12 protein-coding genes, 1 tRNA gene and 1 pseudogene are annotated in these 13,938 nt (G+C 68.5%); 12 read left to right on the top strand and 2 right to left on the bottom strand.

Annotated elements, in window-relative coordinates:
* Positions 1 to 28: 28 nt before the first annotated feature.
* Both lon and JOF29_RS26430 read left to right on the top strand, forming a co-directional pair.
* Positions 29 to 2,380 carry an endopeptidase La gene (lon, locus tag JOF29_RS26435; protein WP_209697142.1) on the top strand — a complete coding sequence of 784 codons (2,352 nt, stop codon included), beginning with the start codon at positions 29 to 31 and terminating at the stop codon, positions 2,378 to 2,380.
* A 135-nt stretch (positions 2,381 to 2,515) separates the two neighbouring features.
* Positions 2,516 to 4,939: a penicillin-binding protein gene (locus JOF29_RS26430; RefSeq protein WP_209697141.1), complete on the top strand. Its 2,424-nt coding sequence runs from the start codon at positions 2,516 to 2,518 to the stop codon at positions 4,937 to 4,939.
* Between the two features lie 6 nt (positions 4,940 to 4,945).
* Here JOF29_RS26430 and JOF29_RS26425 read toward each other — a convergent pair.
* Positions 4,946 to 5,407, bottom strand: a pseudogene (locus JOF29_RS26425) (GatB/YqeY domain-containing protein); the annotation flags it as partial.
* A 26-nt stretch (positions 5,408 to 5,433) separates the two neighbouring features.
* Between JOF29_RS26425 and JOF29_RS26420 the strand changes: the two are divergent.
* From JOF29_RS26420 to JOF29_RS26375, 10 genes are all read left to right on the top strand, one after another.
* Positions 5,434 to 6,369, top strand: coding sequence for a metallophosphoesterase (locus tag JOF29_RS26420; protein WP_209697140.1), 936 nt, complete (start codon positions 5,434 to 5,436; stop codon positions 6,367 to 6,369).
* A gap of 24 nt (positions 6,370 to 6,393) precedes the next feature.
* Positions 6,394 to 6,470: transfer RNA gene (locus JOF29_RS26415), tRNA-Pro, on the top strand.
* 67 nt (positions 6,471 to 6,537) lie between these two features.
* Entirely contained in the window at positions 6,538 to 7,857 is a 1,320-nt protein-coding gene (locus JOF29_RS26410; RefSeq protein WP_209697139.1) for a J domain-containing protein, read from the top strand.
* 4 nt (positions 7,858 to 7,861) lie between these two features.
* Positions 7,862 to 8,491 (top strand): lipoyl(octanoyl) transferase LipB, encoded by a 630-nt coding sequence (lipB, locus tag JOF29_RS26405; protein WP_209697138.1) that lies wholly within the window; start codon positions 7,862 to 7,864, stop codon positions 8,489 to 8,491.
* Between the two features lie 9 nt (positions 8,492 to 8,500).
* Positions 8,501 to 8,977 carry a hypothetical protein gene (locus tag JOF29_RS26400; protein ID WP_245359473.1) on the top strand — a complete coding sequence of 159 codons (477 nt, stop codon included), beginning with the start codon at positions 8,501 to 8,503 and terminating at the stop codon, positions 8,975 to 8,977.
* The gene (locus JOF29_RS26395) at positions 8,970 to 9,668 is read left to right on the top strand and encodes a carbohydrate-binding family 9-like protein (protein ID WP_209697137.1); all 699 of its coding nucleotides are present in this window, start codon (positions 8,970 to 8,972) and stop codon (positions 9,666 to 9,668) included. Before JOF29_RS26400 ends, JOF29_RS26395 begins: the two co-directional genes overlap by 8 nt.
* Positions 9,669 to 9,711: 43 nt before the next feature.
* Positions 9,712 to 10,647, top strand: a complete 936-nt coding sequence (locus JOF29_RS26390) for a tetratricopeptide repeat protein (protein ID WP_209697136.1) — start codon at positions 9,712 to 9,714, stop codon at positions 10,645 to 10,647.
* 114 nt (positions 10,648 to 10,761) lie between these two features.
* The gene (locus JOF29_RS26385) at positions 10,762 to 11,523 is read left to right on the top strand and encodes a CoA transferase subunit A (protein ID WP_209697135.1); all 762 of its coding nucleotides are present in this window, start codon (positions 10,762 to 10,764) and stop codon (positions 11,521 to 11,523) included.
* A 1-nt stretch (position 11,524) separates the two neighbouring features.
* The gene (locus tag JOF29_RS26380; RefSeq protein ID WP_209697134.1) at positions 11,525 to 12,154 is read left to right on the top strand and encodes a CoA transferase subunit B; all 630 of its coding nucleotides are present in this window, start codon (positions 11,525 to 11,527) and stop codon (positions 12,152 to 12,154) included.
* 90 nt (positions 12,155 to 12,244) lie between these two features.
* Positions 12,245 to 13,138, top strand: coding sequence for a carbohydrate kinase family protein (locus tag JOF29_RS26375; protein ID WP_209697133.1), 894 nt, complete (start codon positions 12,245 to 12,247; stop codon positions 13,136 to 13,138).
* Between the two features lie 16 nt (positions 13,139 to 13,154).
* On the opposite strand, the gene JOF29_RS26370 is transcribed toward JOF29_RS26375, so the two are convergent.
* A complete protein-coding gene (locus JOF29_RS26370) occupies positions 13,155 to 13,880 on the bottom strand; it encodes an NUDIX hydrolase (RefSeq protein ID WP_209697132.1) in 726 nt (241 codons plus the stop codon).
* Positions 13,881 to 13,938: the final 58 nt, after the last annotated feature.

The raw sequence follows: 13,938 nt of genomic DNA, 5'->3' as shown, positions 1-13,938 counted from the left end.
GACTCAACTTCGAAAAGGGTGTGACAGCGTGACCGATACGTTGAATCTTCCTGTTCTGCCGCTGGACGACGTCGTGGTCCTGCCGGGGATGGTCGTGCCGGTCCGACTCGCTGACAGCGAGGCCCGGGCGGCGATCGATGCCGCGCAGGCCGCGGGTCACGACCAGGTCCTCCTGGTGCCGCGGCTGGACGGGAAATATGCGAAGGCCGGAACGCTCGGCGAGATCGAGCAGATCGGCCGGCTGCCGGGCGGCGCCCAGGCGGCCGTGATCCGGGGTACCCAACGGGTCCGGATCGGCGCCGGGACCACCGGTCCGGGTGCCGCGCTCTGGGTGGGCGCGACGGTGATGCACGAGATCACCGACGACCGCTCCGTGGAGCTGGCCCGCGAGTACAAGACCCTGACGACCTCCGTGCTGCAGCGTCGCGGCGCGTACCAGGTCATCGATTCGATCAAGCAGGTGGACGACCCGTCGGAGCTGTCCGATCTGGCCGGCTACGCGTCGTACCTGAGCAACGAGCAGAAGTCCTGGCTGGTGGAGAACGCGGACGTCTCCGAGCGGCTGGAGAAGCTGATCGGTTGGGTGAAGGACCACCTGGCCGAGCTCGAGGTCTCCGAGACGATCCAGAAGGACGTCCAGGAGGGTATGGAGAAGCAGCAGCGGGAGTTCCTGCTGCGCCAGCAGATGGCCGCGATCCGCAAGGAGCTGGCCGAGCTCGACGGCAAGGCCGAGTCCGAGGAAGAGGACTACCGGGCCCGTGTCGAGGCGGCCGACCTGCCGGAGCACGTCCGCAAGGCCGCGCTCACCGAGGTCGACAAGCTGGAGCGCACCTCCGACCAGTCCCCCGAGGTCGGCTGGATCCGGACCTGGCTGGACACCGTCCTCGAGCTGCCGTGGAACGAACGGACCGAGGACAGCTACGACATCCGCGAGGCGCGGGCCGTGCTGGACGCGGACCACGCGGGTCTGGATGACGTGAAGCAGCGCATCACGGAGTACCTGGCCGTACGGCGTCGTCGTGCGGACCGTGGACTCGGTGTGGTCGGCGGTCGTCGCAGTGGCGCTGTACTGGCGCTGGTCGGGCCGCCGGGTGTGGGTAAGACCTCGCTGGGTGAGTCCGTGGCGCGGGCGATGGGCCGGAAGTTCGTCCGGGTCGCGCTGGGTGGTGTTCGGGACGAGGCCGAGATCCGCGGTCACCGGCGTACGTACGTCGGTGCGCTGCCGGGCCGGATCGTCCGGGCCATCACGGAGGCGGGTTCGATGAACCCCGTCGTACTGCTGGACGAGATCGACAAGGTGGGCGCGGACTACCGGGGCGACCCGACCTCCGCCCTGCTGGAGGTCCTCGACCCGGCGCAGAACCACACCTTCCGGGACCACTACCTGGAGGTCGAGCTGGACCTGTCCGACGTGGTCTTCCTGGCCACGGCGAACGTGCTGGACTCCATCCCGGCGCCCCTGCTGGACCGGATGGAACTGGTGCAGCTGGACGGGTACACCGAGGACGAGAAGGTCGTCATCGCCCGTGACCACCTGCTCCCGCGTCAGCTGGAGCGGGCGGGCCTGACGGCGGACGAGGTGGCCGTCCAGGACTCGGCGCTGCGGGTGCTCGCGGGTGAGTACACCCGGGAGGCCGGCGTACGGCAGCTGGAGCGGTCGATCTCCCGCGTACTGCGGAAGGTGACGGCGAAGCTCGCCCTGGGCGAGGACGTGGGCAACCTGACGATCGGTGGGACCGAGCTGAAGGAGTACCTGGGTTCGCCGAAGTTCACACCGGAGTCGGCGGAGCGTACGGCGCTTCCGGGTGTGGCGACCGGACTGGCGGTGACCGGTGCGGGTGGTGACGTGCTCTTCGTGGAGGCGTCGCTGGCCGACAAGGAGACCGGCCCGACCGGAGTCACGCTGACCGGGCAGTTGGGTGACGTGATGAAGGAGTCGGCGCAGATCGCCCTGTCGTACCTGCGCTCGCACGGAGCGGAGTTGGGGTTGCCGGTCGGCGACCTGGCCGAGCGGAACGCCCACATCCACGTACCGGCCGGTGCCGTCCCGAAGGACGGACCATCGGCGGGTGTGACGATGACAACGGCGCTGGCGTCACTGCTTTCCGGACGGCCGGTTCGTTCGGAGGTCGCGATGACCGGTGAGGTGTCCTTGACCGGGCGCGTGCTCCCGATCGGTGGCGTCAAGCAGAAGCTGCTCGCCGCCCACCGGGCCGCGCTGACCACGATCCTGATCCCGAAGCGAAACGAGCCTGACCTGGAAGATGTACCCGCGTCCGTGCTCGCGGAGCTGACCGTGCACCCGGTGAGCGACGTTCGCGAAGTACTGGATCTGGCGCTGGAGCCGGCCGAGGTCGGCGCGCACCAGTTCGCCGCGTAACACCGCAGGACACGAGGGCCCGGGCGTGTCGCCCGGGCCCTTTTCCTCCTTTTGGATGAACTTTGTCCAGCGGCTGTGACTGAACTCATAAGCGTGGCCGCAACCCAAATGGGCGATCCCGTAGTCTCTACAACCATGCGCGTCAGGGAAAAGGGCGACCGGGGAGTCGTCCAATCTGTGGTTCTGTTCCTCGGGGTGAGCGTGCTGTCGGGGGCGTTGGCTGCCGGTCTCGCCGTCCCGTTCGCCGGCCTCGCCGGATTCACCACGGAGAAGACCTCCGCGACGCTGCAGGATCTCCCGCAGCAGTTCGACGAAGTACCGCTGAAACAGAAGAGCACGATCCTGGCCGCGGACGGTTCGCTGATCGCCACGCTGGCCGAGCAGAACCGGGTGCCGGTGAAGCTCAAGGACGTCGCGCCGATCATGCAGAAGGCGATCGTCGCGATCGAGGACAGCCGGTTCTACGAGCACGGTGCGCTGGATCTGAAGGGCACGCTGCGGGCGCTGCTGCAGAACCAGTCGTCGGGCGGCATCCAGCAGGGTGGTTCGAGCATCACCCAGCAGTACGTGAAGGTCAGCCTGGTCGAGAAGGCGAACACCCCGGAAGAGGTTGCCGCGGCGACCGCCGACACGTACCAGCGCAAGGTCGCCGAGCTGCGGTACGCGATCGCGGTCGAGAAGCAGTACTCGAAGAACGAGATCCTCGAGAAGTACCTGAACCTGGCGAACTTCGGCGACGGCGCCTGGGGCATCCAGGCCGCCGCCCAGCACTACTTCTCGGTGAACGCCAAGGACCTGACGCTCCCGCAGGCGGCGATGCTGGCCGGCCTGGTGAAGAACCCCACCGGCTACGACCCGACCAACTACGCCAAGCGCGCCAAGGAGCGCCGCGACGTGGTCATCCGCCGGATGCTGCAGCTGAACGTCATCTCGGTCTCCCAGGCCAACTCGGCCCTCAAGACCCCGGTCATCGACCCCAACAAGGTCCGCCCCAACAAACTCGGCTGCGCCAACGGCCCATACCCGTTCTACTGCGAGTACGTCGTCGCGCAACTGGAGAACAACGCAGCCTTCGGCGAGACCAAGACCGACCGCTCGAACTACCTCAAGACCGCCGGCCTGACGATCACGACCTCACTCGACCCGAAGATCCAGAACGCCGCGCAGCACTCGATCGACGTCCACTCGAAGCCCGACGACGACGCCATCGCCGCGATCACCATCGTCGAACCGGGGACCGGCCTGGTGAAGGCGATGGTCCAGAGCCGGCCGTACGGCTCGAAGAAGAACCAGACCGCGTACAACTACAACGTCGAGAAGTCGTACCCAGGTGGCTACGGCGGGTTCCAGAACGGATCGACGATGAAGGCCTTCACGATCGCTGCGGCGATCGAGAAGGGCATCCCGCTGAACTACAAGATCAAGGCACCCGACACCATCGACCTGAGCAACGTGAAGTTCCAGACCTGCAGCGGGACCACTCAGGCCGGGAAGTACACACCGAGCAACTCCACGCACAACGTTCCTGAGCCGACGATGATCGAGGCCGCTCAGAAGTCGACGAACACCTACTTCCTGCTGTTGTCCAAGCAGACCGGTCTCTGTCCGATCGCCAAGATCGCTTCAGCGTTGGGGATGTACAACGCGCAGGACGGCAAGCCCCTCGACCAGGTCGTCTCGATGACCCTAGGCGTCGGTTACGTGACGCCGGTGCAGCTCTCGAGTGCCTATGCGGCGTTCGCGGCGCGCGGTATGTACTGCAGCCCGTGGATCGTCACCTCGATCAAGGACGCGGGCGGCAAGACGATGCCGACCCGGGGCGCCGACTGCAAGCAGGCTCTCCCGCAGGAGGTTGCGGACGGCGTCAACGCGGTTCTGCATCAGGTCATGCAGCAGGGCGGCACCGGCTTCAAGCTGAACTTCGGCAGCAGCGATCTGGCCGGCAAGACCGGAACGATCACCGAGAACAAGGCAGTCTGGTACGCCGGCTACTCCACCAAGCTGGCCTCCGCGGCCGTGGTCGCCGACGCGACGCTGCCGTACCGCAACCTGATCGGCCAGACGCTCGACGGCCAGAAGATGTCCGACGCCTCCGGCTCCGGCACCGCCGGACCCCTGTGGATGACGGCAATGCAGGCCGCGCTGCAGGGGTACCCGACCACGCACTTCGTGGCGCCGTCGGACAAGACGCAGCGGGGTGACGTGAAGGATCTTCCGTTCGTGAACGGGATGAATCCTCAGGACGCGTCGAACAAGCTCAAGCAGGCAGGGTTCCAGGTCACCGTCGCCTCCGGCAGCGTGAACTCGCAGGAGACCGCCGGGACCGTGGCGTACACCGACCCGAGGCAGAGCGACGGCGCACCCGCCGGCTCCCTCGTCACGATCTACATCTCCAACGGCAGCAACAAGAACCAGCCGAACTCGCCCAACACCCCGAAGCCCCCGCCCAGCACCACCACCATCAACCCGAACTGCCCGCCGTGGAACCCGAAGTACCCGAACTGCGGCGGCGGTGGTGGGGGCGGCGGGGGCGGCGGCGGAGGCCGCGGTCACGGCTAGTGGACAGCCGAGTTGGCGTTTGACCTCGGCGGAGACGACCGAGCCGTCGGCCTTGCCTTTGACCTTGGGCTGGAGGGCGCCCATGACCTTGCCGATGCCGCGGGGGCCGAGTTCGGCGGCGCCGGTGCCGGCGATGGCTTCGGTGACGAGGGTTTTGATCTCGTCCTCGGTGAGTTGTTCGGGGAGGTACTCGGCGAGGATGTCCGCCTCGGCCTGCTCCTTGTCGGCGAGTTCGGCGCGGCCGGCATCGCGGTAGGCCACGACGGATTCGCGGCGCTTCTTCGCCTCGGAGCCGAGTACGTCGAGGATCTCGGCGTCGCTGAGTTCGCGGGCCTCCTTGCCGGACACCTCCGCCTTGGTGATCGCGGTGAGCGCCATCCGCAGCGTCGACTTGCGGATCTCGTCGCGCGCCTTCAGGGCGGCGGTCATGTCGTCGTGCAGGCGCTGCTTCATTCCGGAGTTGGACATACCTGAGATTGTGGCAGGCTGGAAGAATGAGTATCGCGAGGACCGCCCTGAAGACCACTGCGGTGGTCACGGCAGTAGGCGCCGCCTGTGTCGCGTACGCGGCCGGGATCGAGGTGCGCTGGTTCACACTGCGCCGGTTCACCGTGCCGGTGCTGCCGGAGGGGACCGCGCCGCTCAAGGTGCTGCATCTGTCCGACCTGCACCTGATGCCGACGCAGGAGCGGAAGATCGGCTGGGTCAACGACCTCGCCGCACTCGAGCCCGACCTGGTCGTCAGCACCGGCGACAACATCTCGCACGAGGACTCGGTCCGCCCGCTGCTCCGGGCGTACGGCGATCTGCTCGACCTGCCCGGCGTGTTCGTGTTCGGCTCCAACGACTACTGGAAGCCGCACTTCAAGAACCCGGGCAAGTACCTGCTGCCCGCGAACAAGCAGCGGCACAAGGCGCACGGCCCGGACCTGCCGTACGAGGAGATGCGCCGCGCGTTCACCGGCGCCGGCTGGACCGACCTGAACAACGCGAAGGCCACGCTCAAGGTGAACGGCCTGCGCCTGGACTTCGCCGGTACCGACGACCCGCACATCAAGCGCGACCGGTACGACGAGGTCGCGGGCGAGATCGACCCGACGGCGGACCTGTCGATCGGCGTCACGCACGCGCCGTACCAGCGGGTGCTGAACGGCTTCGTCGGCGACGGGTACCCGCTGGTCCTCGCCGGCCACACGCACGGCGGCCAGCTGGCGGTTCCGTTCTACGGCGCGCTGGTGACGAACTGCGACCTCGACACGTCCCGCGTGAAGGGTCTCTCGACCTGGGGACACGACGGCCGCCAAGCCGCTCTGCACGTCTCGGCGGGCCTCGGTACGTCGCCGTACGCGCCGGTCCGATTCGCCTGCCGTCCGGAGGCGACATTGCTCACTCTGGTGCCCCGGATAAACCCGATTTCGTCCGGACGCTAGGCCCATGTAAGCTACTCGCGACCTCGGGCTGTGGCGCAGCTTGGTAGCGCGCTTCGTTCGGGACGAAGAGGTCGCAGGTTCAAATCCTGTCAGCCCGACCACCATTGAGGGTCAGTCACTGCGGTGACTGACCCTCGGTGCGTTCGGACGTGTCTCGGAGGTGCGAGGTTGAGCGGGGCCGATCACTACGAGGTGCTGAACGTCGAGCGCTCGGCCAGCGCGGCGGAGATCAAGTCGGCGTACCGCAAGATGGCCCTGCAGGTGCACCCGGACCAGGGCGGCAACGCGGCGCTGTTCCGGCTCGTGCAGGAGGCGTGGACCACACTCTCGGACCCGTCGAAGCGGGCCGCGTACGACCGCTCGCTCGCCGGCCACGCGACCCAGCCGCCGCCACGGCAGCCCGCGCCCGAGCCGCCACGGCAGCCTGAGCCGCCGCCCCGGCCGGAGCCCGAGCACCAGTGGACCTGGTCGACCGATCAGCCGTGGTCCAGCGACCCGTCCGGCCCGGACCCCGTGCAGTCGCCGGGCGCCGGCCCGGTGCTGATCTACCCGACGTTCGGCCGCTGGCGGATCCCCGCTCTGGTGGGGTTGGCCGTCTACGCGGCGCTGGTCGGCATCGTCCTCGTGACCACGCACTACGACGGCTTCATGGCGTACGTCTTCGGCGTCGCTACGGCGTCGATGATCGTGGTGGTGCTGCCGCCGCATTGGAGCCGGCGGGTGCCGCTCCGCGGTCTGTTCAGGGCGCTAGGGGGCCTGATGGCCGTCGGCTACCTGGTGACGGTGCTGCCGTTCGTCCACATTGGCTTGTCCGGATCCGACCGAGCCTTGGTCATCGCCCTGGTCGCCGGCCTGTTCGTGGTGCGGTTCGTCACCGGACGCTGGTCGAAGTACCACGACCTGGATGTCGCGATCGACCGGCAGGCGGCGTTCGAGTTCAACCTCTGGGGCACGCCTGGCGAGCCGCTCGTCAACGACACGCTGGCGGCGCCGATCTCGCCGTACGACGCTTTGCTCCAGCGACGTACGGCGAACCTCCTGGACCCGGTGCTCACCGCGTTGCCCGGAGCGAAGCTGGTGAACGGCGCGCAGCTCGGAGCGATGGTTGTCGACCACCTGCTGATCAACGGCCACCGTGCCGCGCTGATCGTCTCGATTGTCGGCCCTGGCGGAACGTACTCGCTGGACGCGTACGGGGGTCTCCAGCTCAACGGGGAGCCCTGGCAGAGCCCGGCGCCCGCTCTTGAGGCGGCTGTCGAGTCCTGGCGCGGCCGACTGCGACAGGTCGACGTACGCGGCTTCCTGGTCATCCACCCGGATGCGGGCGGCACGGTCCGGACCCAGGACCGCGCTGACGCCAAGGTCACCTGTCTGACGGCACAGTCCACCGCACGCGAGCTGCACGCGTGGCTGCAGCCGGAAGGCAGCAAGGTCTACCGCAGGGTGCTGTACGACATCCTGCACCGCGCGCCGTACGGCCTAACCTGAACGTATGCAGCGGGTTGATCTCGGTGAGGTGGAGTACGACGTCGCGGCGAAGGACATGCGCGGCTGGGTCGAGGAGCGCGTCGAGGGGAGAGCCGAGGACCGGCTGTTCCTGCTGAGTCATCCCCCGGTGATCACGTACGGCCCGCGGACGGTGCTCGACGACCTGCCGGTGGAGGCGGCCGGGATTCCCACGGTGCTGGTCGACCGCGGCGGCTTCGCGACGTACCACGGCCCCGGCCAGCTGGTCGGGTACCTGGTGATCGACCTGCACGAGCGCGGCCCCGTCGACATCGTCCGCTGGCTGGAGAACGGCCTGATCGAGGCGCTCGGCTCGCTCGGGTTCCCGCTGGTACGCCGGGACACGCCGAAGGGCGCCAGCAGCCTGGTCGGGGTGTGGACCGCGGACGGGCGGAAGCTGTGCTCGATCGGCATGCAGATCCGGCGCGGCGTGACCAGCCACGGGTTCTCGGTGAACGTCGCCCCGGACATGACCGTCTTTCACACATTCACGAGCTGCGGGCTGCACGACGTGACGATGGTCTCGCTCGCGGAGCTCGCCACCGAGCGCGGTACCGCCGTACCGAGTGAAACCGACGTGCGCGATGCCATCGCGAACACCCTGGGAGCCCGATAGCCTGCGGCCATGAGCCAGGAGGACGACGGCGACCGGATGCCGGAGGATCTGGAAGCCGTACTGGAGGCCCCGGACGAAGACGCCAACGAGGGGCGGTACGACGCCCCGCCGTTGCCGGCGGCACTGATTCTGGCGGTGGTCGGGCTGCTGTGCGGGTTCGCGACCATCGCCGGGGTGTGGCTGAGCGAACGCGGCTGCGAGCGGTTCCGCGACACCACGAACTGCGGTGCGCTCGGACTGCCGCTGCTGGTACTGATCGTGGTCGTCACGATGGCGCTCGGCGGGCTCGCGCTGAGCCGGCTGGCGATGCCGCACCCGCGGCTGATCCCGTTCCTCGGCGTGGCCTTCATGGTCGCGCTGGTCGTCGCGTTCCTCACCGGCCACCTGGACTCACCGTGGATCCTCGCCGTCGTACCGGTGCTGACCGCGATCACCTTCCTGCTCGCCAATCTCGTCGCCCGACTGCTGGAGCGTGCCGATGCCTGACCTGCCCGTCTACGAGTGCCGCCGGACCGCCACCGCACCGAACCTGGACGGCACCCTGACCGACCCGGCGTGGGAGTCCGCCGCCTGGACCACCGACTTCGTGCCGATCGCGGCCGGCCCCGCTCCGCGGTTCCGGACCCGGTCGAAGCTGATGTACGACGACCAGTACCTGTACGTCGGCGGCGAGCTCGAGGAGCCGCACGTCTGGTCGACGATGACCGAGCACAACAGCAGGCTGTACTTCGAGAACAACTTCGAGCTGTTCCTCGACCCGGACGGCGACGGGCAGAACTACTACGAGTTCGAGATCAACCCGCTCGGCACGATCTGGGAACTCACGCTGCCCAAGCCGTACGTCGACGGCGGCGTGCCGATCGACCCGACGAACCTGCCCGGCCTGCGGACCGCGCTCCACGTCGACGGCACCCTCAACGATCCCTCCGACGCCGACACGGGCTGGACGGTGGAGCTCGCCGTACCGTGGGCGGACCTGGCGCCGTACAACAAGGGGCGCGCAACACCGCCGAACCCTGGTGACGAGTGGCGGATGAACCTGATGCGCTGCGAGTGGCCGCACGAGGTGGTGGACGGCGCGTACGTGAAGGGTGCGGAGATCGAGTTCTGGGTCTGGTCGCCGCAGGGCGTCGAGGACATGCACCTGCCGCAGCACTGGGGAGTACTCCGTTTCTGACCCCGTGACATGGCGTTAACACGACCGGGAGAGAATGAGGTACGTGAACTTGGGGGGCTCCGGCGAACCACACGGGCTGGAGGCGGACCAGGTCGTCAGCGCGATCGAACGCGCATGCGAGAGCGACCTGCGGACCGCCCTTCGGCTGGTCGCGCGCTATTCGGCGTACTGGTGGTCGCACGGGCTCCAGGACGAGGCTGCGGCGGCGGCCGAGCGGGTGCTCAGCATGCTCGGCCGGACCGTCCCGGTCGGCCTGGACGAGGAGTACCTGCTGGCCGTCATCCACGGCGCTGCGTCCGCGGAGCAGGAGCAGGTCGAGCTGGCGCAGCAGATCGTTCTGACGACCACGGGCCCGTTCCAGTACTCCGTGACCGTGCTGCTGTGGTCGCTGGTGTTCGGGCCGTTCGAGCCGGCCGCGGTGGTCGACGAGGTCCTGGAGCGGAACGAGAGCGGCGACGCGTGGACACGGGCAGCCGTCGAGCTGTGCCGTGGGTACCCGGGTCTCACCACGCCAGGGCCTCCCGGCGAGGCGGCGCAGGCGTTGCGTACGGCGCTGGGCCGGTTCCGGATGCTGGAGGACCGCTGGGGCATGTTCCTGGCGCTCAGCGCGCTCCGGCAGGTCGTTGACGAGCCTCTGGACGTCACTACCGAGGCCCTGGAGCTGGCAGAGCACCTGTGCCTCACCGAGGAGACCGCACTGTTGCTGTGCGAGCGCGCTGACCTCTACCGGAGGCTGGGCAAGCTGGAGGACGCCCACGCGGACTACAGCCGCGCCTTGTCCATCGGTGAGAGCGCAGACCTGCTGGAGACGGTCGCTGCAGCCCGGATCGGGCTGGGGCGTGCTGCTCGCGGTTCGGGGAACCTCCCGGCGGCGCGGGCGCACCTGTCCGCCGTACTGACGATCCCCGAGCTGCCCGACGCGCACTTCGAGGCGCTGCACGAACTGGCGGCGCTGAACGCGTCCGAAGCCTCGGCGTAGTGGTGCCGGGGGACATTCCTCCGGCACGACTGTGGGGTCAGCCACATCGCGGCAGGCTGCGGGGCTGGTTAGAGTCGGGAGCGAATCGGGACCGACACTGCAACGGAGCAGCTGATGGACAAGACGTACGGGTCGCCGCGGGAAGCGGTGGCGGACATCGAGGACGGCGCGAGCCTGGCGGTCGGGGGCTTCGGGTTGTCGGGTAACCCGATGGAGCTGATCAGGGCGCTGCACGACAAGGGGGTCTCCGGGCTCAGTGTCGTGTCGAACAACTGCGGCGTCGACGGCTGGGGGCTCGGCATCCTGCTCGGCGACAAGCGGATCGCGAAGATGACCTCGTCGTACGTCGGGGAGAACAGGGAGTTCGCCCGGCAGTTCCTGTCGGGGGAGCTGGAGGTCGAGCTGACCCCGCAGGGCACGCTGGCCGAGAAGCTCCGCGCGGGCGGCTGCGGGATCGCGGCGTTCTACACCCTGGCCGGTGTCGGCACGCAGGTCGCCGACGGCGGGCTGCCGCAGAAGTACAACACCGACGGGTCGGTCGCGAAGGCGTCGGCGCCGAAGGAGACCCGGGAGATCAACGGGACGACGTACGTCCTCGAGGAGTCGATCACCACCGACTTCGGGCTGGTGCACGCGCTCAAGGGCGACACCCACGGGAACCTGGTGTTCGACCGCAGCGCACGCAACTTCAACCCGCTGGCCGCGATGGCCGGCCGGGTCACGATCGCCCAGGTCGAGGAACTGGTCCAGCCTGGTGAGCTGGACCCGGACTCGATCCACCTGCCGGGCGTCTACGTCCAGCGAGTCGTTGCAGTCGGCAAGGACATCGAGAAGCCGATCGAGAAGCGCACCGTCCGACCCAGGCAGGAGGCCTGAGATGCCACTCACCCGTGAGCAGATGGCCGCCCGGGCCGCCGCCGAACTCGAGGACGGCTCGTACGTGAACCTCGGCATCGGGCTGCCGACCATGGTGCCGAACTACATCCCCGACGGCGTCACCGTCGTCCTGCAGTCCGAGAACGGGATCCTCGGCGTCGGACCGTACCCGGTCGAGGGCGAGGAAGATCCCGACCTGATCAACGCCGGCAAGGAGACCGTCACCACGCTGCCCGGCGCCTCGTTCTTCGACTCCGCACTGTCCTTCGGGATGATCCGCGGCGGCGCCATCGACGCGGCGATCCTGGGAGCGATGCAGGTCTCGGCCACCGGCGACCTGTCGAACTGGATGATCCCCGGCAAGATGGTCAAGGGCATGGGCGGTGCCATGGACCTCGTCCACGGCGCCAAGCTCGTCATCGTGCTGATGGAACACGTCGCCAAGGACGGCTCGCACAAGATCCTCGCCGAATGCGACCTGCCCTACACCGGTCGCGGCGTCGTCAACCGGATCATCACCGACCTCGCAGTACTCGACGTCACCGACGACGGGCTCCAACTGGTGGAGCTCGCCGAGGGTGTCACGTTCGACGAGCTCCAGGAGAAGACCGGGGCACCGATCAAGCATTGAAGACGACTGGCTGTACACGGTTGTGGACTGTGCGTTCAGCTGGCGGAAGACACCTGTGATCCTTGGCGAAAGTCGGGTATGACGGGACCCGTGGAGTTGGATGTGCTGGTCATCGGCGGAGTAGGTATCGACACGATCGTGCGGGTGCCGAGCCTGCCGTTGGCGGAGGTGGACACGGTTCCGGTGGGGCCGATCGAGACGTACCTCGCGCACACCGGGCACGGTGTCGCGCTGGGCTGCCACCTGCTCGGGCTGAACGCCGGGCTGGTGGACGTGATCGGCGACGACCCGGAGGGCGCGCGGATTCGGCGTACGTACGACGAACTCGGCATCCCGCTGCGCGTCGTCCTGCATCCGAGCGGTACCCGTCGGTCGGTCAACCTGGTCGCCCCGGACGGCCGCCGGCTGTCGATGTACGACGCGCGGCACCCAGCCGGCCTGCGCGTCGACCCGAACCTCTGGCGCCCGCTGATCCGCCGCGCCGAGCACGTGCACGTCTCGATCATGGACTTCGCCCGCGACGCGCTCGGCGACGCGATCGCCGCGGACCGCTCGATCTCCACCGACCTGCACGACTGGGACGGCCGCAACGACCACCACAAGGACTTCGCGACCGCGTCCGACATCGTGTTCGTGTCGAAGACCGCGCTCCCCGACGAAGGCGTCGACTGGATCCTCGCCAACGGCCGCGCGGACGTGGTGGTCGCGATGGCCGGCGCCGACGGCAGCTACCTGCACATCCGCGGCGAGAAGGTCCGGCACTTCCCCGCGATCGACCTCCCGGACCGCCCGATCGTCGACACGAACGGCGCCGGCGACGCCTACGTGGCCGCCTTCCTGGCCCGCTTCCTGGACGGCGCACCCTGGCCCGAAGCCGCCCAGGCCGCGACCGTAGCCGCCTCCTGGGCCTGCACGACCCCCGGCACCCACACCAACCTGATCACCGCGGAAGAGCTGGCCGTGCGCACGAGAACGCTCGGATGAATCAGTCCCGCGGAGCTCAGGCGCGGGTCATCGGCGGGTGGAGGGTGGTGGCGGTGCCGCGGTGGAAGAGTTGGGCGGGGCGGCCGCCGTCGCGGGTCGTCGTGGCGCTCGTGGGGGTGACGAATTCGGGGGTCCTGGTGACCTTGCGGTGGAAGTTGCGGGGGTCGAGCGGGATCCCCCAGACCGCCTCGTAGACGCCGCGAAGCTCGGAGATCGTGAACTCCGGCGGGCAGAACGCGGTCGCCAACGGCGAGTACTCCAGCTTCGCGCGGGCCCGCTCCACCGCGTCGGCAAGGATCCGTCGATGGTCGAACGCAAGTCGCACCTCCCGTACGCCGGTCCGCCCGTCCTGCACAGCATCCGCCGCGTGCTCTTCGAGTACGGCGTTGACGTCGATCCAGCTCGCCGACGCGGCGTCCGAGCCGGCTACCGGGGCGGGGAGATCGGGGACGAGGGCCAGGTACGCGACGCTGACCACCCGGCCACGCGGGTCCCGGTGCGGGGCGCCGTACGTGGCGACCTGTTCGAGGTGCAGTCCTTCCGCGGACAGGCCGGTCTCCTCCGCCAGCTCGCGGCGTGCGGTCGCCTCCAGGTCCTCGTCCGGCCGTACGAACCCGCCGGGCAGCGCCCAGTGCCCCTGGTACGGCGGGATGCCGCGGCGGATCAGCAACACCTGCAGGCGGCCGCCGCGAACGGTCAGGATGACCAGGTCGGTGGCCAGGCCGAGCGGCACGAAATCCATACGCCCTACTTTAATCGTCACCTTGACGAGAAGTCATCTCCACCCTTATCGTCAAAGT

This window comes from Kribbella aluminosa (genome assembly GCF_017876295.1).
Taxonomy (GTDB): domain Bacteria; phylum Actinomycetota; class Actinomycetes; order Propionibacteriales; family Kribbellaceae; genus Kribbella; species Kribbella aluminosa.
Note: the sequence above shows the minus strand (reverse complement) of the source record. Positions and strands in the feature narration are given on the sequence as shown.

Bases quoted from the DNA above. Each gene is read 5' to 3' on its own strand.
- JOF29_RS26400 (WP_245359473.1), top strand. From the start codon at position 8,501: ATGAGCCAGGAGGACGACGGCGACCGGATGCCGGAGGATCTGGAAGCC.
- JOF29_RS26370 (WP_209697132.1), bottom strand. From the start codon at position 13,880: ATGGATTTCGTGCCGCTCGGCCTGGCCACCGACCTGGTCATCCTGACC.
- JOF29_RS26385 (WP_209697135.1), top strand. From the start codon at position 10,762: ATGGACAAGACGTACGGGTCGCCGCGGGAAGCGGTGGCGGACATCGAG.
- lipB (WP_209697138.1), top strand. From the start codon at position 7,862: ATGCAGCGGGTTGATCTCGGTGAGGTGGAGTACGACGTCGCGGCGAAG.
- JOF29_RS26430 (WP_209697141.1), top strand. From the start codon at position 2,516: ATGCGCGTCAGGGAAAAGGGCGACCGGGGAGTCGTCCAATCTGTGGTT.
- JOF29_RS26380 (WP_209697134.1), top strand. From the start codon at position 11,525: ATGCCACTCACCCGTGAGCAGATGGCCGCCCGGGCCGCCGCCGAACTC.
- JOF29_RS26420 (WP_209697140.1), top strand. From the start codon at position 5,434: ATGAGTATCGCGAGGACCGCCCTGAAGACCACTGCGGTGGTCACGGCA.
- JOF29_RS26395 (WP_209697137.1), top strand. From the start codon at position 8,970: ATGCCTGACCTGCCCGTCTACGAGTGCCGCCGGACCGCCACCGCACCG.